The 24,814-nt window shown below is 51.0% G+C and carries 22 protein-coding genes and 1 riboswitch; of the genes, 16 read left to right on the plus strand and 6 right to left on the minus strand.

Going from position 1 to position 24,814, the window contains the following annotated elements; translation table 11 throughout:
- Positions 1–28 precede the first annotated feature (28 nt).
- Positions 29–225: riboswitch (Lysine riboswitch) on the minus strand.
- Between the two features lie 236 nt (positions 226–461).
- From pgi to ACJHYW_RS11290, 5 genes are all read left to right on the plus strand, one after another.
- On the plus strand, positions 462–2,111 hold the full coding sequence (gene pgi / locus ACJHYW_RS11270) for a glucose-6-phosphate isomerase (RefSeq protein ID WP_000789981.1): 1,650 nt from the start codon (positions 462–464) through the stop codon (positions 2,109–2,111).
- A gap of 353 nt (positions 2,112–2,464) precedes the next feature.
- Positions 2,465–2,707 carry an exopolysaccharide production protein YjbE gene (gene yjbE / locus ACJHYW_RS11275; protein ID WP_000757333.1) on the plus strand — a complete coding sequence of 81 codons (243 nt, stop codon included), beginning with the start codon at positions 2,465–2,467 and terminating at the stop codon, positions 2,705–2,707.
- A gap of 113 nt (positions 2,708–2,820) precedes the next feature.
- Positions 2,821–3,459 (plus strand): YjbF family lipoprotein, encoded by a 639-nt coding sequence (locus tag ACJHYW_RS11280; RefSeq protein WP_001361463.1) that lies wholly within the window; start codon positions 2,821–2,823, stop codon positions 3,457–3,459.
- On the plus strand, positions 3,456–4,193 hold the full coding sequence (locus ACJHYW_RS11285; RefSeq protein ID WP_000595548.1) for a capsule biosynthesis GfcC family protein: 738 nt from the start codon (positions 3,456–3,458) through the stop codon (positions 4,191–4,193). Before ACJHYW_RS11280 ends, ACJHYW_RS11285 begins: the two co-directional genes overlap by 4 nt.
- On the plus strand, positions 4,193–6,289 hold the full coding sequence (locus ACJHYW_RS11290) for a YjbH domain-containing protein (protein WP_000745730.1): 2,097 nt from the start codon (positions 4,193–4,195) through the stop codon (positions 6,287–6,289). Before ACJHYW_RS11285 ends, ACJHYW_RS11290 begins: the two co-directional genes overlap by 1 nt.
- A gap of 46 nt (positions 6,290–6,335) precedes the next feature.
- Here the strand turns inward: ACJHYW_RS11290 and ACJHYW_RS11295 are convergent, their stop codons facing one another.
- On the minus strand, positions 6,336–6,614 hold the full coding sequence (locus tag ACJHYW_RS11295) for a hypothetical protein (RefSeq protein ID WP_001328330.1): 279 nt from the start codon (positions 6,612–6,614) through the stop codon (positions 6,336–6,338).
- 214 nt (positions 6,615–6,828) lie between these two features.
- On the opposite strand from ACJHYW_RS11295, the gene psiE reads away from it, so the two are divergent.
- On the plus strand, positions 6,829–7,239 hold the full coding sequence (gene psiE / locus ACJHYW_RS11300) for a phosphate-starvation-inducible protein PsiE (protein ID WP_000202902.1): 411 nt from the start codon (positions 6,829–6,831) through the stop codon (positions 7,237–7,239).
- Positions 7,240–7,332: 93 nt separating this feature from the next.
- On the opposite strand, the gene malG is transcribed toward psiE, so the two are convergent.
- The 3 genes from malG to malE all read right to left on the minus strand — a co-directional run bounded on the left by malG (position 7,333) and on the right by malE (position 11,126).
- Entirely contained in the window at positions 7,333–8,223 is an 891-nt protein-coding gene (malG, locus tag ACJHYW_RS11305) for a maltose ABC transporter permease MalG (protein WP_001252058.1), read from the minus strand.
- A 14-nt stretch (positions 8,224–8,237) separates the two neighbouring features.
- Positions 8,238–9,782, minus strand: a complete 1,545-nt coding sequence (gene malF / locus ACJHYW_RS11310; protein WP_001361466.1) for a maltose ABC transporter permease MalF — start codon at positions 9,780–9,782, stop codon at positions 8,238–8,240.
- A gap of 153 nt (positions 9,783–9,935) precedes the next feature.
- Positions 9,936–11,126: a maltose/maltodextrin ABC transporter substrate-binding protein MalE gene (gene malE / locus ACJHYW_RS11315; RefSeq protein ID WP_000695387.1), complete on the minus strand. Its 1,191-nt coding sequence runs from the start codon at positions 11,124–11,126 to the stop codon at positions 9,936–9,938.
- A gap of 364 nt (positions 11,127–11,490) precedes the next feature.
- Between malE and malK the strand changes: the two genes are divergently transcribed.
- From malK to ubiA, 6 genes are all read left to right on the plus strand, one after another.
- On the plus strand, positions 11,491–12,606 hold the full coding sequence (gene malK, locus ACJHYW_RS11320; RefSeq protein ID WP_000179165.1) for a maltose/maltodextrin ABC transporter ATP-binding protein MalK: 1,116 nt from the start codon (positions 11,491–11,493) through the stop codon (positions 12,604–12,606).
- Positions 12,607–12,677: 71 nt separating this feature from the next.
- Entirely contained in the window at positions 12,678–14,018 is a 1,341-nt protein-coding gene (gene lamB, locus ACJHYW_RS11325; RefSeq protein WP_000973665.1) for a maltoporin LamB, read from the plus strand.
- 242 nt (positions 14,019–14,260) lie between these two features.
- A complete protein-coding gene (malM, locus tag ACJHYW_RS11330) occupies positions 14,261–15,181 on the plus strand; it encodes a maltose operon protein MalM (RefSeq protein ID WP_001361468.1) in 921 nt (306 codons plus the stop codon).
- A gap of 227 nt (positions 15,182–15,408) precedes the next feature.
- Entirely contained in the window at positions 15,409–16,989 is a 1,581-nt protein-coding gene (locus tag ACJHYW_RS11335; protein ID WP_061092770.1) for a SopA family protein, read from the plus strand.
- Between the two features lie 222 nt (positions 16,990–17,211).
- Positions 17,212–17,709 carry a chorismate lyase gene (gene ubiC / locus ACJHYW_RS11340; RefSeq protein WP_001308201.1) on the plus strand — a complete coding sequence of 166 codons (498 nt, stop codon included), beginning with the start codon at positions 17,212–17,214 and terminating at the stop codon, positions 17,707–17,709.
- Positions 17,710–17,721: 12 nt separating this feature from the next.
- Positions 17,722–18,594 (plus strand): 4-hydroxybenzoate octaprenyltransferase, encoded by an 873-nt coding sequence (gene ubiA, locus ACJHYW_RS11345; RefSeq protein WP_000455227.1) that lies wholly within the window; start codon positions 17,722–17,724, stop codon positions 18,592–18,594.
- 154 nt (positions 18,595–18,748) lie between these two features.
- Here ubiA and plsB read toward each other — a convergent pair whose 3' ends face one another.
- Complete coding sequence (plsB, locus tag ACJHYW_RS11350; RefSeq protein WP_000017354.1) at positions 18,749–21,172, minus strand: glycerol-3-phosphate 1-O-acyltransferase PlsB; 2,424 nt, start codon at positions 21,170–21,172, stop codon at positions 18,749–18,751.
- A 170-nt stretch (positions 21,173–21,342) separates the two neighbouring features.
- On the opposite strand from plsB, the gene dgkA reads away from it, so the two are divergent.
- From dgkA to ACJHYW_RS11370, 4 genes are all read left to right on the plus strand, one after another.
- Positions 21,343–21,711: a diacylglycerol kinase gene (gene dgkA / locus ACJHYW_RS11355; protein ID WP_000002907.1), complete on the plus strand. Its 369-nt coding sequence runs from the start codon at positions 21,343–21,345 to the stop codon at positions 21,709–21,711.
- 109 nt (positions 21,712–21,820) lie between these two features.
- Positions 21,821–22,429: a transcriptional repressor LexA gene (gene lexA, locus ACJHYW_RS11360; RefSeq protein ID WP_000646078.1), complete on the plus strand. Its 609-nt coding sequence runs from the start codon at positions 21,821–21,823 to the stop codon at positions 22,427–22,429.
- Positions 22,430–22,501: 72 nt separating this feature from the next.
- Positions 22,502–23,827 carry an MATE family efflux transporter DinF gene (gene dinF / locus ACJHYW_RS11365; RefSeq protein WP_001562441.1) on the plus strand — a complete coding sequence of 442 codons (1,326 nt, stop codon included), beginning with the start codon at positions 22,502–22,504 and terminating at the stop codon, positions 23,825–23,827.
- A gap of 115 nt (positions 23,828–23,942) precedes the next feature.
- A complete protein-coding gene (locus ACJHYW_RS11370) occupies positions 23,943–24,152 on the plus strand; it encodes a CsbD family protein (RefSeq protein WP_001296638.1) in 210 nt (69 codons plus the stop codon).
- Positions 24,153–24,193: 41 nt separating this feature from the next.
- On the opposite strand, the gene zur is transcribed toward ACJHYW_RS11370, so the two are convergent.
- Positions 24,194–24,709, minus strand: coding sequence for a zinc uptake transcriptional repressor Zur (gene zur / locus ACJHYW_RS11375; protein ID WP_061092769.1), 516 nt, complete (start codon positions 24,707–24,709; stop codon positions 24,194–24,196).
- Positions 24,710–24,814: the final 105 nt, after the last annotated feature.

Consider the following 24,814-nt stretch of genomic DNA (forward strand, 5'->3'; position numbering starts at 1 on the left):
GGCGCAGAGCGATACTTCGCTACTATTTTCACCCAGAAGTGCTCCACCACTTGCGAAACGCCCGACTGCGAACGCTTCTGGTGACAACCCAGGGGATTCAGCCCCTGTAGCCGATGATGAACGTGGCCAGCCGTTCAATCACCTCGGCGATGCACCCCCTCAGGTGTTATCACAGGACTGGCTCCTCCAACACCGTTACTTGGGCAACGCGCCTCTTCTGGCCTGCGCTAGCGCAGGTAGTACATTTATAAATAAAGGGTGAGCGGGGCGGTTGTCAACGATGGGGTCATGCGGATTTTTCATCCACTCCTGGCGGTCAGTAGTTCAGCTAATAAATGCTTCACTGCGCTAAGGGTTTACACTCAACATTACGCTAACGGCACTAAAACCATCACATTTTTCTGTGACTGGCGCTACAATCTTCCAAAGTCACAATTCTCAAAATCAGAAGAGTATTGCTAATGAAAAACATCAATCCAACGCAGACCGCTGCCTGGCAGGCACTACAGAAACACTTCGATGAAATGAAAGACGTTACGATCGCCGATCTTTTTGCTAAAGACGGCGATCGTTTTTCTAAGTTCTCCGCAACCTTCGACGATCAGATGCTGGTGGATTACTCCAAAAACCGCATCACTGAAGAGACGCTGGCGAAATTACAGGATCTGGCGAAAGAGTGCGATCTGGCGGGCGCGATTAAGTCGATGTTCTCTGGCGAGAAGATCAACCGCACTGAAAACCGCGCCGTGCTGCACGTAGCGCTGCGTAACCGTAGCAATACCCCGATTCTGGTTGATGGCAAAGACGTAATGCCGGAAGTCAACGCGGTGCTGGAGAAGATGAAAACCTTCTCGGAAGCGATTATTTCCGGTGAGTGGAAAGGCTATACCGGCAAAGCAATCACTGACGTAGTGAACATCGGGATCGGCGGTTCTGACCTCGGCCCGTACATGGTGACTGAAGCACTGCGTCCATACAAAAACCACCTGAACATGCACTTTGTTTCTAACGTCGATGGGACTCACATCGCGGAAGTGCTGAAAAAAGTAAACCCGGAAACCACGCTGTTCCTGGTAGCATCTAAAACCTTCACCACTCAGGAAACCATGACCAACGCCCATAGCGCGCGTGACTGGTTCCTGAAAGCGGCAGGTGATGAGAAACACGTTGCGAAACACTTTGCGGCGCTTTCCACCAACGCCAAAGCCGTTGGCGAGTTTGGTATTGATACTGCCAACATGTTCGAATTCTGGGACTGGGTCGGCGGTCGTTACTCTTTGTGGTCAGCGATTGGCCTGTCGATTGTTCTCTCCATCGGCTTTGATAACTTCGTTGAACTGCTTTCTGGCGCACACGCGATGGACAAGCATTTCTCCACCACGCCTGCCGAGAAAAACCTGCCTGTACTGCTGGCGCTGATTGGCATCTGGTACAACAATTTCTTTGGCGCGGAAACTGAAGCGATTCTGCCTTATGACCAGTATATGCACCGTTTCGCGGCGTACTTCCAGCAGGGCAATATGGAGTCCAACGGTAAGTATGTTGACCGTAACGGTAAGGTTGTGGATTACCAGACTGGCCCGATTATCTGGGGTGAACCAGGTACGAACGGTCAGCACGCGTTCTATCAGCTGATCCACCAGGGAACCAAAATGGTACCGTGCGATTTCATCGCTCCGGCTATCACCCATAACCCGCTCTCTGATCATCACCAGAAACTGCTGTCTAACTTCTTTGCTCAGACCGAAGCGCTGGCGTTTGGTAAATCCCGCGAAGTGGTTGAGCAGGAATATCGCGATCAGGGTAAAGATCCGGCAACGCTTGACTACGTGGTGCCGTTCAAAGTGTTCGAAGGTAACCGCCCGACCAACTCCATCCTGCTGCGTGAAATCACTCCGTTCAGCCTGGGTGCGTTGATTGCGCTGTATGAGCACAAAATCTTTACTCAGGGCGTGATCCTGAACATCTTCACCTTCGACCAGTGGGGCGTGGAACTGGGTAAACAGCTGGCGAACCGTATTCTGCCAGAGCTGAAAGATGACAAAGAAATCAGCAGCCACGATAGCTCGACCAATGGTCTGATTAACCGCTATAAAGCGTGGCGCGGTTAATTAAATAACCTTAATAAAAATGCCGACGTTATGTCGGCATTTTTTATCAGATAAATCCTCTTGTCTGTGATTTAACGGAAATCATACCGTGAGGTTAATCCTAAAATAGATTTTTAATCACGGTTTATTTCGGAAAATACGTAGGTTAATTATTTCTGATTTTATTTTAACTTTTTGATTTTTAATCTTATTTATATATAAGATGAAGCTTATATTTGATATTCATTCCAATTATCCTAAAACCCCATCACTAATTACCCGCGCCGTAATTCGCATGCTTTAGTTGTGTATACTCGATCCCGCCCGAAATGTTTTTGGGTAAATCTCCATTCATTCAATGAAGGGAAATTGTTATGAAAAAAGTTCTGTATGGCATTTTTGCCATATCTGCGCTTGCGGCGACTTCTGCGTGGGCTGCACCTGTACAGGTGGGCGAAGCGGCAGGGTCGGCAGCAACGTCGGTTTCGGCGGGGAGTTCCTCCGCGACCAGCGTCAGCACCGTAAGCTCGGCGGTGGGTGTCGCGCTCGCGGCAACCGGTGGCGGTGATGGTTCTAATACCGGGACCACCACAACCACGACCACCAGTACCCAGTAATAAAGTATGTATCCCCAAAATAATTCGAGTCATCGCATCTGTGGCTTGAAGTATGAAGGGATTTACCATAACCACACTCCGGTGTGGTTATTCTGCCCCTCTGGAGAAGAGTCGTGAAGCGACCTGCACTCATTCTTATCTGCCTGCTTTTACAGGCCTGTTCAGCCACGACTAAAGAGCTGGGCAATTCACTGTGGGACAGTCTGTTCGGTACGCCAGGCGTACAGCTGACGGACGATGATATTCAAAATATGCCCTACGCCAGCCAGTACATGCAGCTTAATGGCGGGCCGCAGTTATTTGTGGTGCTGGCCTTCGCTGAAGACGGACAACAAAAATGGGTCACTCAGGATCAGGCCACCCTTGTCACACAACATGGTCGTCTGGTGAAGACTTTGCTTGGCGGCGACAACCTGATTGAAGTGAATAACCTTGCCACCGACCCGCTGATTAAACCCGCACAAATCATTGATGGTGCAACCTGGACGCGCACGATGGGCTGGACCGAGTACCAGCAGGTACGCTACGCCACCGCGCGCTCAGTCTTCAAATGGAATGGCACCGATACCGTCAAAGTCGGCAGCGATGAAACCCCGGTTCGCGTGCTGGACGAAGAAGTCTTCACTGACCAGGCGCGCTGGCATAACCGCTATTGGATCGACAGCGAAGGGCAAATTCGCCAGTCGGAACAGTATATTGGCGCGGATTATTTCCCGGTGAAAACCACTCTCATCAAGGCGGCAAAACAATGATTAAACAAACTATTGTCGCGTTGCTTTTGAGTGCGGGGGCGTCATCAGTCTTCGCGGCGGGAACCGTCAAGGTGTTCAGCAATGGCAGCAGTGAGGCCAAAACGCTGACGGGCGCAGAGCATTTAATCGATCTGGTAGGCCAACCGCGGCTGGCAAACAGCTGGTGGCCTGGTGCGGTGATCAGCGAAGAGCTGGCAACGGCGGCAGCATTGCGTCAGCAGCAGGCGTTGCTGACACGGCTGGCAGAACTAACCGCAGACTCCAGCACCGACGATGCCGCCGCCATTAACGCCTTACGCCAGCAAATTCAGGCGTTGAAGGTGACGGGCAGACAAAAAATCAATCTTGATCCTGATATCGTCCGCGTTGCCGAACGCGGTAACCCGCCGTTGCAGGGCAACTACACGCTGTGGGTCGGACCGCCGCCGTCCACGGTCACGTTGTTCGGGCTTATCAGTCGTCCTGGCAAGCAGTCATTCACTCCAGGTCGCGACGTGGCGAGCTATCTCTCTGACCAGAGCCTGCTCAGCGGTGCGGATCGCAGCTACGCGTGGGTGGTTTACCCGGACGGACGCACGCAAAAAGCGCCGGTGGCTTACTGGAACAAGCGTCACGTAGAGCCGATGCCCGGCAGCATTATTTATGTTGGCCTCGCGGACTCCGTCTGGAGTGAGATACCTGATGCCCTTAACTCCGACATTCTTCAGACTCTGACGCAGCGGATACCCCAATAATGAAAAAAAGACATCTGCTTAGCTTACTGGCGCTGGGCATTAGCACAGCTTGCTACGGCGAAACATATCCTGCGCCCATTGGTCCGTCGCAATCGGATTTCGGTGGCGTAGGATTATTACAAACGCCCACCGCGCGCATGGCGCGGGAAGGGGAGCTGAGCCTGAACTATCGCGATAACGATCAGTACCGTTATTACTCAGCTTCAGTGCAACTCTTCCCGTGGCTGGAAACAACGCTGCGCTACACCGACGTGCGCACCCGGCAGTACAGCAGCGTCGAAGCGTTCTCTGGCGATCAAACGTATAAAGATAAAGCCTTCGATCTCAAACTGCGTTTGTGGGAAGAGAGTTACTGGCTGCCGCAAGTGGCGGTTGGTGCGCGGGATATCGGCGGTACGGGGCTGTTTGATGCGGAATATCTTGTTGCCAGCAAAGCCTGGGGGCCGTTCGATTTTACGCTCGGCCTGGGCTGGGGATATCTGGGCACCAGCGGTAATGTGAAAAATCCGCTCTGTTCAGCCAGTGATAAATATTGCTATCGCGATAACAGCTACAAACAGGCGGGAGCTATCGACGGTAGCCAGATGTTCCACGGTCCTGCCTCACTGTTTGGCGGCGTGGAATACCAGACACCCTGGCAGCCGCTGCGCCTGAAACTGGAGTATGAAGGCAATAATTATCAGCAGGATTTTGCCGGGAAGCTGGAGCAAAAAAGTAAGTTTAACGTCGGGGCGATTTATCGCGTTACCGATTGGGCCGACGTTAACCTTAGCTATGAACGTGGCAACACCTTTATGTTTGGCGTCACGCTGCGCACCAACTTTAACGATCTGCGTCCTTCGTATAACGATAACGCCCGCCCGCAATATCAACCGCAGCCACAGGATGCCATTTTGCAGCATTCGGTGGTGGCGAATCAGTTAACGTTGCTGAAATACAACGCCGGACTGGCCGATCCGCAGATCCAGGCGAAAGGCGATACGCTGTATGTCACGGGCGAGCAGGTGAAATATCGTGATTCGCGCGAAGGGATCATCCGTGCTAATCGGATCGTGATGAACGATCTGCCGGATGGGATCAAAACGATCCGCATTACGGAAAATCGCCTTAACATGCCGCAGGTGACGACGGAAACCGATGTCGCCAGCCTGAAAAATCATCTCGCCGGAGAGCCGTTGGGCCACGAAACGAAGCTGGCGCAAAAACGCGTCGAGCCAGTGGTTCCGAAGTCCACCGAGCAGGGCTGGTATATCGACAAATCGCGCTTTGATTTTCATATCGATCCGGTGCTGAACCAGTCGGTCGGTGGCCCGGAAAACTTTTACATGTATCAGCTGGGCGTGATGGGAACGGCGGATTTGTGGCTGACGGACCATCTGCTCACCACCGGCAGCCTGTTTGCTAACCTTGCCAACAACTACGACAAGTTTAACTACACCAATCCACCGCAGGACTCGCACTTACCGCGCGTGCGTACCCATGTGCGCGAGTATGTGCAGAATGATGTCTATGTGAATAACCTGCAAGCCAACTACTTCCAGCATCTGGGCAACGGCTTCTACGGCCAGGTCTACGGAGGTTATCTCGAAACCATGTTTGGCGGTGCGGGGGCAGAAGTGTTGTATCGCCCGCTGGACAGCAACTGGGCGTTTGGTGTGGATGCCAACTACGTTAAACAGCGCGACTGGCGTAGTGCAAAAGATATGATGAAATTCACCGACTACAGTGTGAAAACCGGACATCTGACCGCCTACTGGACGCCATCTTTCGCTCAGGATGTGTTAGTGAAAGCGAGCGTCGGGCAGTATCTGGCTGGGGATAAAGGCGGCACGCTGGAGATCGCCAAACGCTTTGATAGCGGCGTGGTAGTGGGGGGCTATGCCACCATCACGAATGTTTCGAAAGAGGAGTACGGCGAAGGGGACTTCACCAAAGGCGTATATGTCTCTGTACCGCTGGATCTCTTCTCGTCTGGCCCAACACGCAGTCGTGCGGCAATTGGCTGGACGCCGCTGACGCGTGACGGTGGTCAGCAACTTGGGCGTAAGTTCCAGTTGTATGACATGACCAGCGACCGTAGCGTCAATTTCCGCTAAGTCATGGGAAAGGTGCCAGTTTTCGCACTCACTGGCACCTTTATTCTTAATGGCCTGTCGAGCCATCAGGAACGCAGTTCACCCCCGGTTTGCGATCTGGTGTGTAAAGGCGAAAACATTCTGTCTTCCTGTCCGTCGATATTGGTTGCAGGTCTGGTTGCCTGAGCGACTGGGCCATCATTGGGCTGGAGACATTGCTTTGCGGTAGGTCGGTTTTATCAGCAGTACCGAGCGGACCAGCATAAGCAGGAAGAACAGAGACTGATAACATCAAAGCAGCAAAATAAGGCTTCATTTTTACCACCTTTATCAGGTTACGTTTCATTTGTTCCAGAGGAACATTGTCGATTTTTCTCGCATTGCTGGTGGCTGGGAATCACCTGAATGGGTGATTTTTTTGGGCTGTGTGTTTTGCCAGATGCGACGTTGATGGGGGATGCCCACTTAATCTAGCTGAACAAAACATACACAAAAAATATAGATCTCCGTCACATTTTTGCGTTATACAGGAAGCTCGCCACTGTGAAGGAGGTACTGCTATGACGTCACTCTCTCGTCCGCGCGTGGAGTTTATCTCCACCATTTTGCAGACCGTACTCAATCTTGGCCTGCTGTGCCTCGGCCTTATTTTGGTTGTCTTCCTCGGCAAAGAAACGGTGCATCTGGCTGATGTGCTGTTCGCGCCAGAACAAACCAGCAAATATGAGCTGGTAGAAGGGCTGGTGGTTTACTTTCTCTATTTCGAATTTATCGCGCTGATTGTGAAGTACTTTCAGTCCGGTTTTCACTTCCCGCTACGTTACTTTGTCTATATTGGGATCACCGCCATTGTGCGCTTGATCATCGTCGATCATAAATCGCCACTGGATGTGTTGATCTACTCGGCAGCGATCCTGTTACTGGTGATCACCCTGTGGCTGTGTAATTCGAAACGGCTGAAGCGGGAGTAAAAAAAGGCGCTCCGTGGAGCGCCGAATAACAGTCACAAGTTGGGATAACGTAAGTTGAGGGTGCAGCGGCATAACATTGGCAGAACAACATCTTTAACCTTTCACACCACCTGCCGTCAGGCCGTTGACCAGCCAGCGTTGAGCCAGCAAGAAGACGATGGTGATCGGTAATGCAGACATCACGGCAGCGGCGGCAAAGTCACCCCACAGGTAGTTTTGCGGGTTGAGGTATTGCTGCATCCCCACAGCCAGGGTGTAGCTGTTTACGTCACGCAGTAATAGCGACGCGACCGGAACTTCAGTAATGGCAGCGATAAACGACAGGATGAACACCACCGCCAGAATCGGTACTGACAGCGGCAACAGGACAAGGCGGAAGGCCTGCCACGGTGTCGCACCATCCAGCGCCGCCGCTTCTTCCAGCGAACTGTCGATGGTTTCGAAATAACCTTTGATGGTCCAGACATGCAGCGCAATCCCGCCCAGATACGCGAAAATTACGCCGCCGTGAGTATTCAGGCCAATGAATGGAATGTACTCACCCAGACGATCAAACAACGCATACAACGCGACCAGTGAAAGTACTGCCGGGAACATCTGGAAAATCAGCATTCCTTTCAGCAGCGTCGCTTTGCCTGGAAAGCGCATACGGGCGAAAGCGTAGGCGCAGGTGGTGGAGAGCGCCACAATGCCAATCGCGGAAATCCCGGCGACCTTTACCGAGTTCCACAGCCACAGCAGTACCGGGAATGGCGGTGGCGTAATGCGACCATCAGCCTGTTCCACACTAAAACCTAACGCCAGTTTCCAGTGATCCCAGGAGATTTGCTCCGGGATCAGGCTGCCAGTCGCGAAGTTCCCCTGACGCAGCGAGATGGCGACGACCATCAGCAGCGGGAACATAATCGCCGCGATAAAAAGTAGCAGTAGCAGGTGAGTAATAAACAAACGTGCTTTTTGCGATTTCGGTTGGACCATTGCCATTTTTGTTATCTCCCTTAATCAAACTTCATTCGCGTGGCTTTCAGGTTCACTATCGCCAGCGCACCCACCAGCAGGAAGATCAGCGTGGCAATTGCTGCTGCCAGACCGAAGTCCTGACCCCCGCCGCCTTCAAAAGCGATGCGGTAGGTGTAGTTAACAAGCAGGTCGGTATAACCGGCTGGCGTGGTCGTGCCAAGACGATCCGGGCCGCCGTTGGTTAACAGTTGAATCAGCACGAAGTTGTTAAAGTTAAAGGCGAAGCTGGCGATCATCAGCGGCGTCAGCGGTTTAATCAGCAGCGGCAGCGTAATCTTAAAGAAGTTCTGGAACGGACCTGCGCCATCCATTGCTGAGGCTTCATACAAATCGTCCGGAATCGCTTTCAGCAAGCCCATGCAGAGGATCATCATGTACGGATAACCCAGCCAGGTATTGACGATAATCAGCATCGTTCGGGCGGTGGTCGGATCGCTGAACCAGGCGGGCTTCACGCCAAACAGCGCGCTCAACATCATGTTGATCTCACCGAAGCTCTGGTTAAACAACCCTTTGAAAATCAAGATTGAAATGAACGATGGCACCGCGTAGGGCAGAATAAGCAGGACGCGATAGACCGCTTTGCCGCGCAACGCTTCCCACTGCACCAGACACGCCAGAACCATGCCGACCGCCACCGTTAAAAAGACAGTGATCAGCGAGAACACCACGGTCCAGACGAAAATGGCGAGGAACGGTTTCTGAATGCCTTCGTCGGTAAAGACGCGGGTAAAGTTTTTCCAGCCGGTGGTCACGGTGTAACCGGGGCTTAGCTTTTCATCACCCCAGTTGCCGTCAGCAGTGATGGACTGGTAAAAACCAATCTGGTCGTTTGGACGATATTTTACGCCACTCTGATTATTGGTCAGCGTGCCGTCACCGTCGAGTGTGTAGAGCGGCTGCGTGCCAGAAAACTGGCGCAGGGAGCTCATCATCACTTTGTTGCCATCCGGCAGAATGGCGGTAATGTCACTCAGTGCCTGACGATTCTGGGTAATCACGCGCAGATTCGCGCGTTCGCCTTCGGGCTGGGCGGTCGTTTCTTTCAGTTGCAGTTTTTGCTCGCCGCCAAATTTAAACGCGTCGGAGAGGTAATTTTTGCCGGTTTCGCCGTCGCTGAGCGCCAGTTGCCACTCATCGCCCGCCGGGTAAAGACCAAAATTATAGGTTTTGCCTGCTTGCCAGGAGCGATCTAACAACACTTCCTGCGCACGTTCAAAAGTCAGCTGGTTAGTGCTGCTGTAGTTGGTAAAGGCAATGGCGATGGTGCAGACCAAAGGGAAGAGGACGAATAATCCCATTCCAGCCATTCCCGGGTAAACATAGCGCCAGGCGTAGGCTTTACGATTGGCGAAAATATACAGCCCCGCTGAACTCAATATCAGCGTGGTAATGGCGAACAGGTATTCCCCTTGTGCGTACATTAAAACAACAAGGTAACCCACCAGCAGGCCGAGCAGACCTAACACTGACCATTTCAGCGCGTCGCTTTGCCACCAATGTTTCTTTTTAATGACATCCATGGGGTTCTTCCTCATTCCAGGACGGATAAGGCTTTCACGCCTTATCCGACAACAACTGCCTGATGCGACGCTGACGCGCCTTACCAGGCCTACATACGTTTCGGTTTTGTAGGCCGGACAAGGCGTTCACGCCGCATCCGGCATTTCACAGCATTACTTGGTGATACGAGTCTGCGCGTCTTTCAGGGCTTCATCGACAGTCTGACGACCGCTGGCGGCGTTGATCACCGCAGTACGCACGGCATACCAGAAAGCGGACATCTGCGGGATGTTCGGCATGATTTCACCTTTCTGGGCGTTTTCCATGGTGGCGGCAATACGTGGATCTTTCGCCAACTCTTCCTCGTAAGACTTCAGCGCTACGGCACCCAGCGGTTTGTCTTTATTGACCGCTTCCAGACCTTCGTCAGTCAGCAGATAGTTTTCGAGGAACTCTTTCGCCAGCTCTTTGTTCGGACTGGCGGCGTTAATACCGGCGCTCAGCACGCCAACGAACGGTTTAGATGGTTGGCCCTTGAAGGTCGGCAGTACCGTTACACCATAATTCACTTTGCTGGTGTCGATGTTGGACCATGCCCACGGGCCGTTGATGGTCATCGCTGTTTCGCCTTTATTAAAGGCAGCTTCTGCGATGGAGTAATCGGTGTCTGCATTCATGTGTTTGTTTTTAATCAGGTCAACCAGGAAGGTCAGACCCGCTTTCGCGCCAGCGTTATCCACGCCTACGTCTTTAATGTCGTACTTGCCGTTTTCATACTTGAACGCATAACCCCCGTCAGCCGCAATCAGCGGCCAGGTGAAGTATGGTTCTTGCAGGTTGAACATCAGCGCGCTCTTACCTTTCGCTTTCAGTTCTTTATCCAGCGCCGGGATCTCTTCCCAAGTTTTTGGCGGGTTCGGCAGCAGATCTTTGTTATAAATCAGCGATAACGCTTCGACAGCAATCGGGTAAGCAATCAGCTTGCCGTTGTAACGAACGGCATCCCAGGTAAACGGATACAGCTTGTCCTGGAACGCTTTGTCCGGGGTGATTTCAGCCAACAGGCCAGATTGAGCGTAGCCACCAAAGCGGTCGTGCGCCCAGAAGATAATGTCAGGGCCATCGCCAGTTGCCGCAACCTGAGGGAATTTCTCTTCCAGTTTATCCGGATGCTCAACGGTGACTTTAATTCCGGTATCTTTCTCGAATTTCTTACCGACTTCAGCGAGACCGTTATAGCCTTTATCGCCGTTAATCCAGATTACCAGTTTACCTTCTTCGATTTTGGCGAGAGCCGAGGCGGAAAACATCATCGTCGTTAATGCGGATAATGCGAGGATGCGTGCACCTGTTTTTATTTTCATAATCTATGGTCCTTGTTGGTGAAGTGCTCGTGAAAACACCTAAACGGACTCTAGTTTCTTTATACGGCAACCTCTTTCCATCCTCCTTGCCCCTACGCCCCACCGTTGCTTTGTGTGATCTCTGTTACAGAATTGCCGGTAATGTGGAGATGCGCACATAAAATCGCCACGATTTTTGCAAGCAACATCACGAAATTCCTTACATGACCTCGGTTTAGTTCACAGAAGCCGCGTTCTCATCCTCCCGCCTCCTCCCCCATAAAAAAGCCAGGGGGTGGAGGATTTAAGCCATCTCCTGATGACGCATAGTCAGCCCATCATGAATGTTGCTGTCGATGACAGGTTGTTACAAAGGGAGAAGGGCATGGCGAGCGTACAGCTGCAAAATGTAACGAAAGCCTGGGGCGAGGTCGTGGTATCGAAAGATATCAATCTCGATATCCATGAAGGTGAATTCGTGGTGTTTGTCGGACCGTCTGGCTGCGGTAAATCGACTTTACTGCGCATGATTGCCGGGCTTGAGACGATCACCAGCGGCGACCTGTTCATCGGTGAGAAACGGATGAATGACACTCCGCCAGCAGAACGCGGCGTTGGTATGGTGTTTCAGTCTTACGCGCTCTATCCCCACCTGTCAGTAGCAGAAAACATGTCATTTGGCCTGAAACTGGCAGGCGCAAAAAAAGAGGTGATTAACCAACGCGTCAACCAGGTAGCGGAAGTGCTGCAACTGGCGCATTTGCTGGATCGCAAACCGAAAGCGCTCTCCGGTGGTCAGCGTCAGCGTGTGGCGATTGGCCGTACGCTGGTGGCCGAGCCAAGCGTATTTTTGCTCGATGAACCGCTCTCCAACCTCGATGCTGCACTGCGTGTGCAAATGCGTATCGAAATCTCCCGTCTGCATAAACGCCTGGGCCGCACAATGATTTACGTCACCCACGATCAGGTCGAAGCGATGACGCTGGCCGACAAAATCGTGGTGCTGGACGCTGGTCGCGTGGCGCAGGTTGGGAAACCGCTGGAGCTGTACCACTATCCGGCAGACCGTTTTGTCGCCGGATTTATCGGTTCGCCAAAGATGAACTTCCTGCCGGTAAAAGTGACCGCCACTGCAATCGATCAAGTGCAGGTGGAGCTGCCGATGCCAAATCGTCAGCAAGTCTGGCTGCCGGTTGAAAGCCGTGATGTCCAGGTTGGAGCCAATATGTCGCTGGGTATTCGCCCGGAACATCTACTGCCGAGTGATATCGCTGACGTCATCCTTGAGGGTGAAGTTCAGGTCGTCGAGCAACTCGGCAACGAAACCCAAATCCATATCCAGATCCCTTCCATTCGTCAAAACCTGGTGTACCGCCAGAACGACGTGGTGTTGGTAGAAGAAGGTGCCACATTCGCTATCGGCCTGCCGCCAGAGCGTTGCCATCTGTTCCGTGAGGATGGCACTGCATGTCGTCGACTGCATAAGGAGCCGGGCGTTTAAGCACCCCACAAAACACACAAAGCCTGTCACAGGTGATGTGAAAAAAGAAAAGCAATGACTCAGGAGATAGAATGATGATTACTCTGCGCAAACTTCCTCTGGCGGTTGCCGTCGCAGCGGGCGTAATGTCTGCTCAGGCAATGGCTGTTGATTTCCACGGCTATGCACGTTCCGGTATTGGCTGGACAGGTAGCGGCGGTGAACAACAGTGTTTCCAGACTACCGGTGCTCAAAGTAAATACCGTCTTGGCAACGAATGTGAAACTTATGCTGAATTAAAATTGGGTCAGGAAGTGTGGAAAGAGGGCGATAAGAGCTTCTATTTCGACACTAACGTGGCCTATTCCGTCGCACAACAGAATGACTGGGAAGCTACCGATCCGGCCTTCCGTGAAGCAAACGTGCAGGGTAAAAACCTGATCGAATGGCTGCCAGGCTCCACCATCTGGGCAGGTAAGCGCTTCTACCAACGTCATGACGTTCATATGATCGACTTCTACTACTGGGATATTTCTGGTCCTGGTGCCGGTCTGGAAAACATCGATGTTGGCTTCGGTAAACTCTCTCTGGCAGCAACCCGCTCCTCTGAAGCTGGTGGTTCTTCCTCTTTCGCCAGCAACAATATTTATGACTATACCAACGAAACCGCGAACGACGTTTTCGACGTGCGTTTAGCGCAGATGGAAATCAACCCGGGCGGCACATTAGAACTGGGTGTCGACTACGGTCGTGCCAACCTGCGTGATAACTATCGTCTGGTTGATGGCGCATCGAAAGACGGTTGGTTATTCACTGCTGAACATACTCAGAGTGTCCTGAAGGGCTTTAACAAGTTTGTTGTTCAGTACGCTACTGACTCGATGACCTCACAGGGTAAAGGTCTGTCGCAGGGTTCTGGCGTCGCGTTTGATAACGAAAAATTTGCCTACAATATCAACAACAACGGTCACATGCTGCGTATCCTCGACCATGGTGCGATCTCCATGGGCGACAACTGGGACATGATGTACGTGGGTATGTACCAGGATATCAACTGGGATAACGACAACGGCACCAAGTGGTGGACCGTCGGTATTCGCCCGATGTACAAGTGGACGCCAATCATGAGCACCGTGATGGAAATCGGCTACGACAACGTCGAATCCCAGCGCACCGGCGACAAGAACAATCAGTACAAAATTACCCTTGCACAACAATGGCAGGCTGGCGACAGCATCTGGTCACGCCCGGCTATTCGTGTCTTCGCAACCTACGCCAAGTGGGATGAGAAATGGGGTTATGACTACACCGGTAACGCCAATACCAACACTAACTTCGGCAAAGCCGTTCCTGCTGATTTTAACGGCGGCAGCTTCGGCCGTGGTGACAGCGACGAGTGGACCTTCGGTGCCCAGATGGAAATCTGGTGGTAATAGCAAAACCTGGGCCGGATAAGGTGCTTGCGCCGCATCCGGCAACCAACGCCTGATGCGACGCTTGCGCGTCTTATCAGGCCTACAACGGCTGTCAAATGTAGGCCGGATAAGGCGTTTGCGCCGCATCCGGCATAAAAACAGGTTGTCATTATCTGAAAGGGGCGAAAGCCCCTCTGATTATCGGGTTTAGCGCGCTATTGCCTGGCTACCGCTGAGCTCCAGATTTTGAGGTGAAAACAATGAAAATGAATAAAAGTCTCATCGCCCTCTGTTTATCAGCAGGGTTGCTGGCAAGCGCGCCTGGAATCAGCCTTGCCGATGTTAACTACGTACCGCAAAACACCAGCGACGCGCCAGCCATTCCATCTGCCGCGCTGCAACAACTCACCTGGACACCGGTCGATCAATCTAAAACCCAGACCACCCAACTGGCGACTGGCGGCCAACAACTGAACGTTCCCGGCATCAGTGGTCCGGTTGCTGCGTACAGCGTCCCGGCAAACATTGGCGAACTGACCCTAACGCTGACCAGCGAAGTGAACAAACAAACTAGCGTATTTGCGCCGAACGTGCTGATTCTTGATCAGAAAATGACCCCATCAGCCTTCTTCCCCAGCAGTTATTTCACCTACCAGGAACCAGGCGTGATGAGTGCAGATCGGCTGGAAGGCGTTATGCGCCTGACACCAGCGTTGGGGCAGCAAAAACTTTATGTTCTGGTCTTTACCACGGAAAAAGATCTCCTGCAGACGACCCAACTGCTCGACCCGGCTAAAGCCTATGCCAAAGGCGTCGGTAACTCGATCCCGGATATTCCTGACCCGGTTGCTCGTCATACCACCGATGGCTTACTGAAACTGAAAGTCAAAACGAACTCCAGTTCCAGCGTGTTGGTCGGGCCTCTATTTGGTTCTTCCGCTCCAGCTCCGGTTACGGTAGGCAACACGGCGGCACCAGCTGTGGCTGCACCCGCTCCGGCACCGGTGAAGAAAAGCGAGCCGATGCTCAACGACACGGAAAGTTATTTTAATACCGCGATCAAAAACGCTGTCGCGAAAGGTGATGTTGATAAGGCGTTAAAACTGCTTGATGAAGCTGAACGCCTGGGGTCAACATCTGCCCGTTCCACCTTTATCAGCAGTGTAAAAGGCAAGGGGTAATTACGCCCCACAGTGCTGATTTTGCAACAACTGGTGCGTCTCCTGGCGCACCTTTTTTTATGCTTCATTCCTGGGATATGAGCGATTTTTTGTAGTACTTCGCTTCTTCTTCACTAAGAATATCCATTATCTCAATGCCTTATCAGAGATTCTTTTCCTTTCGCCGGTAGTGTCTGGACGCTCAGGCTACTTTTCCAGTAATTTCATTTCTGTAATACAGAGGTTTTATGATAGGTCATATCACAAATTCTGGCGGCAATGACTCTTTGATGAAACATGATGTGGTGCAAGGAAATAATAAATTAGATCTTGATTTACTACGTAATTTTAATGGGGTGCCAGGTTTAAATAGAGATAACTTTATTTATATCAGTGATATATTTTTAAATATAAAACAACGGAACGAAAAAAATCATGCAATAAATATGTTTCGTGAAGTCTCAATCAGTAATGATATTATAAGCGTAAAATTTTATAGAAATGAAGAAATAGAATGTGCTTGTGATTTTCTGATGGATAAAGATGCGCAGGGGTATACTGACCTGTCTGATTTGGATTTAACAAGTTGTCATTTTAAAGGTGACGTTATTTCGAAGGTGTCTTTCATATCATCAAATCTACAACATGTAACATTCGAATGTAAAGAAATAGGGGATTGCAATTTTACTACTGCAACAGTTGATAATGTCATATTTAAATGTCGACGTTTACACAATGTGATTTTTATCAAAGCGACTGGCGAATATGTCGATTTTAGCCAAAGTATTCTTGATACAGTTGACTTCTCGCGGAGCCAGCTTACTCATAGTAATTTTCGTGAATGTCAGATTAGAAATTCAAAGTTCAATAATTGTTATCTTTATGCTTCGCACTTCACCAGAGCAGAATTTCTTTCTACCAAAGAAATATCATTTATTAAATCGAATCTGACAGCTGTTATGTTTGATCATGTGCGAATGTCGACAGGGAATTTTAAAGATTGCATTACAGAACGATTGGAATTAACTATTGATTATTCAGATATATTTGGGAATGAAGAACTTGATGGTTATATCAATAACATTATAAAAATGATTGATACATTGCCAGATAATGCAATGATATTGAAATCCGTTCTGGCAGTAAAATTGGTGATGCAATTAAAAATTCTTAATATTGTTAATAAAAACTTTATTGAGAATATGAAGAAAATATTTAGCCATTGTCCTTATATAAAAGATCCAATTATACGTAGTTATATCCATTCTGATGAAGATAACAAGTTCGATATTTTTATGCGTCAACATCGATTCAGTAAAGTGAATTTCGATACCCAACAGATGATCGATTTTATTAACAGATTTAATATGAATAAAGGGCTGATTGATCAAAATAACAATTTTTTTATCCAACTTATCGATCAGGCTCTACGATCAACGGATGATACGATCAAAGCAAATGCCTGGCATCTTTATAAAGAGTGGATTCGTAGTGATGATGTTTCACCTATCTTTATAGAAACTGAAGATAATTTAAGAACCTTTAACACGAATGAACTAACACGAAACGATAATATCTTTATCCTGTTCTCCTCTGTCGATGATGGGCCAGTTATGGTGGTAAGCTCCCAGCGTTTACATGATATGTTGAATCCTACAAAAGATACCAATTGGAATTCCACGTATATCTACAAATCCAGACATGAGATGTTGCCTGTTAATCTTACTCCGGAAAAACTTTTCGGCTCCAAATCTCAGGATAAACATGCGCTTTTCCCCATTTTTACTGCGAGTTGGCGAGCTAATCGTATAAAGAATAAAGGTATTTAAGTAAAGGAAAACATCACCGTTCCTGGCATCCTGGGCGGTGATGCCCCTATGGTTGCCCTCGTCAGCACGGGCATCGGCAAAGCGTAAGGTTCAACAGCGTTTTACCACTTCATGCGATTGTTGCGTTTTTGTTGCGCATTAGATCACTTAATTTGCTTTACATCTCCCGTAAACACTTTTCTGCGATACAATGCCTTTACGTTATGTAACGGAGAGTTCGGCATGTCACACCCCGCGTTAACGCAACTGCGTGCGCTGCGCTATTTTACAGAGATCCCTGCTCTGGATCCGCAACTGCTCGACTGGCTGTTGCTGGAAGATTCCATGACAAAACGTTTTGAACAGCAGGGAAAAACGGTAAGCGTGACGATGATCCGCGAAGGGTTTGTCGAGCAGAATGAAATCCCCGAAGAACTGCCGCTGCTGCCGAAAGAGTCTCGTTACTGGTTACGTGAAATTTTGTTATGTGCCGATGGTGAACCGTGGCTTGCCGGTCGTACCGTCGTTCCTGTGTCAACGTTAAGCGGGCCGGAGCTGGCGTTACAAAAATTGGGTAAAACGCCGTTAGGACGCTATCTGTTCACATCATCGACATTAACCCGGGACTTTATTGAGATAGGCCGTGATGCCGGACTGTGGGGGCGACGTTCCCGCCTGCGATTAAGCGGTAAACCGCTGTTGCTAACAGAACTGTTTTTACCGGCGTCACCGTTGTACTAAGAGGAAAAAAATATGGAGTGGAGTCTGACGCAGAATAAGCTGCTGGCGTTTCATCGCTTAATGCGTACGGATAAGCCAATTGGCGCGTTACTGCTGCTCTGGCCAACATTATGGGCGTTGTGGGTGGCGACACCGGGCGTTCCCCAGCTCTGGATCCTGGCGGTGTTTGTCGCGGGTGTCTGGCTGATGCGCGCTGCCGGATGTGTGGTGAATGATTATGCTGACCGCAAGTTTGATGGTCATGTTAAGCGCACGGCGAACCGACCACTTCCCAGCGGTGCGGTAACAGAGAAAGAGGCGCGCGCGCTGTTTGTAGTGCTGGTACTGATTTCGTTTTTACTGGTGCTGACGCTGAATACGATGACCATTCTATTGTCGATTGCCGCGCTGGCGCTGGCGTGGGTGTACCCGTTTATGAAGCGGTATACCCATCTACCGCAAGTGGTGCTGGGCGCGGCGTTTGGCTGGTCGATTCCAATGGCTTTTGCTGCTGTGAGTGAGTCGGTGCCATTGAGTTGCTGGTTAATGTTCCTCGCCAATATTCTCTGGGCGGTGGCATACGACACGCAGTATGCGATGGTTGACCGCGATGATGATGTGAAGATTGGCATTAAATCCACAGCAATCCTGTTCGGCCAATACGATAAATTGATTATTGGTATTTTGCAGATTGGCGTACTGGCACTGATGGCGATCATCGGTGAGTTAAATGGCTTAGGCTGGGGATATTACTGGTCAATTCTGGTGGCTGGCGCGCTGTTTGTTTATCAACAAAAACTGATTGCCAACCGCGAGCGTGAAGCCTGCTTTAAAGCATTTATGAATAATAACTATGTTGGTCTGGTACTGTTTTTAGGGCTGGCAATGAGTTACTGGCATTTCTGATGATGTAAAAAAGCCGGATGATCATCCGGCTTTCTTCTTGGCTGCCTGATGCGCTGCGCTTCTCAGGCCTACACAACAGATCGCAATTTATTGAATTTGCAGATCATGGTAGGCCGAATAAGGCGTTTACGCCGCATCCGGCAATTCTCACTGATTACCCTTCGCCCTGCGTCGCACTCTCAATCGTCAAACGCACGTCTGATGTAATCAACTCCGCCAGCAACTGATAAACCTTCATCGTTTCTGCCGGTTCGGCATCGCCGCTATCGCTGATATACCCTTCATCACGCAGCGTCAGCACCAGCGAACTGAACACCGCTTTGTCGAAGAACTCCGGCGCGTTGATACCGTGCAGCACGGAGAGACGTTGCGCGACGGTGCGGCTCTCTTTTTCCAGCGTACCGCGGTTGATCGACGGGTTGGCGCTCAACAGCCAGAAGGTAATGGCATAACGTTGCAGCGTTTCGCGCGCGCCTGCGGCCAGCAGCTGTAGCGTGCGAGAATGCGCCGGGTTGATATGCAACTCATCATCTTGCAGGGTAATCAGCCCCTGACGTTGCATCTCATTTGCCAGTGCATCAATAACGTCCGGCAACTCGTCGCGATCCCAGCGCAGGAACAGCTCCGCTTTCAGCATTGGGTAAAGCACATTGACGTGCTCCATCAATACGTCGCGGGAGATGTGGCGATGCTGGGTGACAATTGCCGCCATCAGCGAAGGCAGCACCAACATATGCGCAATGTTGTTGCGATAGTAGGTCATCAACACCGCTTGCTCGCGCGGCAGAATGATGATGTCGCCGATAGTGTCTTTCTCGACTTCAAACTTGTTCATTTGCAGCGCGTGATCGATAAGCTCGCTGGCGCTGGCTGAAGGAACGGTAGAGTCCGTGGAGTAAGGTACGTTGCGCATCAGATCCAGGTAGCAGTTGAGTTGCTCGGTTAACTGCTCGCGGGTGAGTGAGCGCTGACGTGACGCCAGAAGCGCAGTACAGCACAGGTTCATGGCGTTTGCCGCGCCTGCGTTGTTAATGCGTACCATCAGATCGGCAGCAATATTATTGACCGTCGGCGTTAACCAGGCCGGACGCACCGCTTCGATGGGATCGATAGATTCACGCCAGTCTGGTACGTGCTGGTTAAGGTAGGTCATCAACGGCATTGGTTCACCGAAGTTGACGTAACCCTGACCGAGATTACGCAGCTTGCTTAAACCGCGCAGCATCTGCGGCAGGCTCTCTTTCTCTTTCGTTGCACCGCGCAGTTCTTTGGCGTAAGTACCCACTTCCATGACGTGCTCATAACCGATATAGATCGGAATCAGCGTAATCGGACGCGTGCCGCCACGCAGCATCGCCTGAATGGTCATCGACAGCGTACCGGTTTTCGGATCCAGCAAACGCCCCGTACGGGAACGACCGCCTTCCACGAAATACTCGACGGAATAACCACGGCTGAACAGTTCGCCGAGATACTCACGGAAAACGGTGGAATAGAGCTTATTGCCTTTAAACGTACGGCGAATAAAGAACGCACCCAGACGGCGGAAAATCGGCCCGGCCGGCCAGAAGTTCAGGTTGATCCCGGCGGCGATATGCGGCGGCACCAGCCCCTGGTGATACAGCACGTAAGAAAGCAGCAGGTAGTCCATGTGGCTGCGGTGGCAAGGCACATACACCAGCTCATGACCGTCGTGGGCCAGCTGACGAACGCGCTCGGCGTTATGGACGTTGATGCCCTGGTAAAGGCGGTTCCAGGTGAAGCCCAGAATACGGTCAGTCAGGCGGATCATCTCGTAAGAGAAATTCGCCGCAATCTCTTCCATCAGCGCAATCGCGTTCTGCTGCGCTTTTTCATGGGAGATTTTTTTGCTGCGCGCTTCATCTTCTACCGCTTTGGCAATGGCGCGGGAGGCGAGCAGCTTATTAAACAGATCCTGACGAGCAGGCAGACGTGGGCCTACGGCAGCCAGACGTTGACGGGCAAAGTGCATACGCGCCACGCGCGCCAGTTTCTGCGCGATAGTTTTATCCGTGCCGTGTTCATCCGCCATACGGCGCAGCGAAACTGACGGCGAGAAACGCACAAAACTGTCGCGACCGAGCCACAGTACAGCGAAAAATTTCTGTACGCCGTTAAGCATACGCAGCGGCGGGTTCACTTCGCCTTTTTCACGCCCCGGCGCGCGACCAAACATCACCGATACTGGCACCATCTGCACATCCAGATTTGGGTTGCTACGGTGCAAATCGAGATAGTCGTGGAACAGCTTAATAGACTCTTCTTTCGGCGTGTAATAGGTGAACACACGCGGCCCGCCGTGAATGAACACATAGCGCGGCAGTAGCGTGCCGTCGATTTCCAGCGGCTCTAACGGGTCAGGCAGGTCATGTGCCAGACACTGGGCGCGCAACGTCAGCAAGTCAGCTTTCGAGTTGTACGGTAAAACGTACATAATTGGACGAGAGGTATCCAGCCCCAGTTCCGGGGCAGGATCTGCCGGAATAGACTTGCTTTTTACCAGGATGCTTAATGGTAAATTCAGTAATTTGTAGTAAATTCGTGGCCAGCCGGACATAAACGATGTAAAGCCTCTGGTTAATAATGCAAATGCGCGGCAAGGATAGCAGAAAGTCATGGGAAATTCTGTGGTATCCGCTCATGTTTCGCGCGGCGTTACGCAAACCCGAATCATCGGATTTAACGGTACACTGATATTGACGCTCATAATGTAAAAAGGTTCTTTCAATGGCCAATAATACCACTGGATTCACCCGAATTATCAAAGCTGCTGGCTATTCCTGGAAAGGTTTACGCGCTGCATGGATCAACGAAGCGGCATTCCGTCAGGAAGGCGTAGCGGTATTGTTGGCGGTGGTCATCGCCTGCTGGCTGGATGTGGACGCAATTACCCGCGTGCTGCTTATCAGCTCCGTGATGCTGGTGATGATTGTGGAAATCCTCAATAGCGCCATCGAAGCAGTGGTTGACCGAATTGGCTCTGAATACCATGAGCTTTCCGGACGCGCTAAAGATATGGGATCCGCCGCGGTTCTGATTGCGATTATCGTCGCCGTGATTACCTGGTGCATCCTGTTATGGTCGCATTTTGGATAACCCTTCCAGATTTCGATAAATCTCTGGTTTATTGTGCAGTTTATGGTTCCAAAATCGCCTTTTGCTGTATATACTCACAGCATAACTGTATATACACCCAGGGGGCGGAATGAAAGCGTTAACGGCCAGGCAACAAGAGGTGTTTGATCTCATCCGTGATCACATCAGCCAGACAGGTATGCCGCCGACGCGTGCGGAAATCGCGCAGCGTTTGGGGTTCCGTTCCCCAAACGCGGCTGAAGAACATCTGAAGGCGCTGGCACGCAAAGGCGTTATTGAAATTGTTTCCGGCGCATCACGCGGGATTCGTCTGTTGCAGGAAGAGGAAGAAGGGTTGCCGCTGGTAGGTCGTGTGGCTGCCGGTGAACCGCTTCTGGCGCAACAGCATATTGAAGGTCATTATCAGGTCGATCCTTCCTTATTCAAGCCGAATGCTGATTTCCTGCTGCGCGTCAGCGGGATGTCGATGAAAGATATCGGCATTATGGATGGCGACTTGCTGGCAGTGCATAAAACTCAGGATGTACGTAACGGTCAGGTCGTTGTCGCACGTATTGATGACGAAGTTACCGTTAAGCGCCTGAAAAAACAGGGCAATAAAGTCGAACTGTTGCCAGAAAATAGCGAGTTTAAACCAATTGTCGTTGACCTTCGTCAGCAGAGCTTCACCATTGAAGGGCTGGCGGTTGGAGTTATTCGCAACGGCGACTGGCTGTAACATATCTCTGAGACCGCGATGCCGCCTGGCGTCGCGGTTTGTTTTTCATCTCTCTTCATCAGGCTTGTCTGCATGGCATTCCTCACTTCATCTGATAAAGCACTCTGGCATCTCGCCTTACCCATGATTTTCTCCAATATCACCGTTCCGTTGCTGGGACTGGTCGATACGGCGGTTATTGGTCATCTTGATAGTCCGGTTTATTTGGGCGGCGTGGCGGTTGGTGCAACGGCGACCAGCTTTCTCTTTATGCTGTTGCTGTTTTTACGCATGAGCACCACCGGGCTTACTGCGCAGGCTTATGGTGCCAAAAATCCTCAGGCATTAGCCCGTGCGCTGGTGCAACCGTTGCTGTTGGCGTTGGGGGCTGGGGCGTTAATTGCGCTGCTGCGTACGCCGATTATCGATCTGGCGCTGCATATTGTTGGCGGCAGCGAAGCGGTGCTAGAACAGGCGCGGCGCTTTCTTGAAATCCGCTGGTTAAGTGCACCGGCGTCGCTGGCGAATCTGGTATTACTTGGTTGGTTACTCGGTGTGCAATATGCCCGTGCGCCAGTAATTTTGTTAGTGGTCGGCAATATCCTCAACATTGTGCTGGATGTCTGGCTGGTGATGGGGCTGCATATGAACGTGCAGGGCGCGGCGCTGGCGACGGTTATTGCGGAATATGCAACATTGCTGATTGGTCTGCTAATGGTGCGTAAAATCCTCAAACTACGCGGAATCTCCGGCGAAATGCTGAAAACTGCCTGGCGAGGAAACTTCCGTCACTTGCTGGCGCTTAACCGCGATATCATGCTGCGCTCGCTGTTGCTGCAACTCTGTTTCGGCGCGATCACTGTACTTGGCGCGCGACTGGGAAGTGACATTATCGCTGTTAACGCGGTTCTGATGACGCTACTCACCTTTACCGCCTATGCGCTGGATGGTTTTGCCTACGCGGTTGAAGCACATTCCGGTCAGGCATACGGTGCGCGCGATGGTAGTCAATTGCTGGATGTCTGGCGGGCAGCGTGCCGCCAGTCGGGGATCGTAGCGTTACTGTTTTCGGTGGTTTATTTGCTGGCAGGGGAACACATCATTGCATTGCTGACGTCGTTAACCCAGATTCAGCAGCTGGCCGACCGCTATCTTATCTGGCAGGTGATTTTGCCGTTGGTCGGCGTCTGGTGTTATCTGCTCGACGGCATGTTTATAGGTGCAACGCGCGCCGCCGAAATGCGTAACAGTATGGCGGTGGCCGCCGCAGGTTTTGCGCTGACGCTCCTTACGCTGCCGTGGCTGGGTAATCATGGTTTGTGGCTGGCATTAACCGTCTTTCTGGCGTTGCGCGGGCTTTCTCTGGCGGCTATCTGGCGGCGTCACTGGCGCAACGGTACCTGGTTTGCCGCAACGTGACGGTTAAAAATTCTGAATAAATAATCCTAAGCCAAATTGCTGACTACACTTAATCTCACGTTCAGAAGAAAAGTGAACGTACTCTCATTCACAACCTAACGATGAGGTCTTGATTATGAATAAAGATGAAGCCGGCGGTAACTGGAAACAGTTTAAAGGTAAAGTGAAAGAGCAATGGGGCAAACTGACCGATGATGATATGACGATCATTGAAGGTAAACGTGATCAACTGGTCGGTAAAATCCAGGAACGCTACGGTTATCAGAAAGATCAGGCAGAAAAAGAGGTTGATAGTTGGGAAAAACGCCATGATTACCGCTGGTAATTAATCCCTCCTGCCCGACGTGTACAAGGATGTACGCCCTCTTAACGTGATTTCTTTTTCACCTGTACAGAGTGATCATGCTGGCACTGTTCAGGATGACGACACGCTTCCACTTCCACGCATGCCGCACAGAGTCCATGTGCTTCAATCACATTATGCCGCAGGGCAAACCCCATTTTTGCCGCCAGCGTATGCATAATGTCTTCCACGCCTTCTGCACATTCTTCTTTCACTGCGCCGCAGCGATCGCAAATAAACATGGCTGACGTATGCGTGGGCTGGTCGAACAGATGACAGAGCACATAACTGTTGGTGGATTCCACCTTATGCACAAAACCTTGCTCAAGCAGAAAATCCAGCGCGCGATAAACCGTTGGCGGCTTGGCTTGCGGTTCAGATTCGCGCAGCAAATCAAGCAGATCGTAAGCGCTGATAGCGCCATCCTGCAGACTCATCAGGCGCAACACTTCCAGGCGCTGTGGAGTCAGGCGCACATTACGCTGCGCGCAGATTTTTTCAGCCTGCGCTAATAACTCCTGCGTTGTGGTCTTTTCCATCGGGCACCTCAAAGTGGGGGTTAAGAATGTCCTTACTTTACCATGTTCCAGGAAAAACACCGAGAACCCTTATTGTTGCCGTAATGTTGATTTTCTGTTTTGTAC

Origin of the sequence: Escherichia sp. WS3063, assembly GCF_046486595.1 — a bacterium.
GTDB classification, from domain to species: Bacteria; Pseudomonadota; Gammaproteobacteria; order Enterobacterales; family Enterobacteriaceae; genus Escherichia; species Escherichia coli.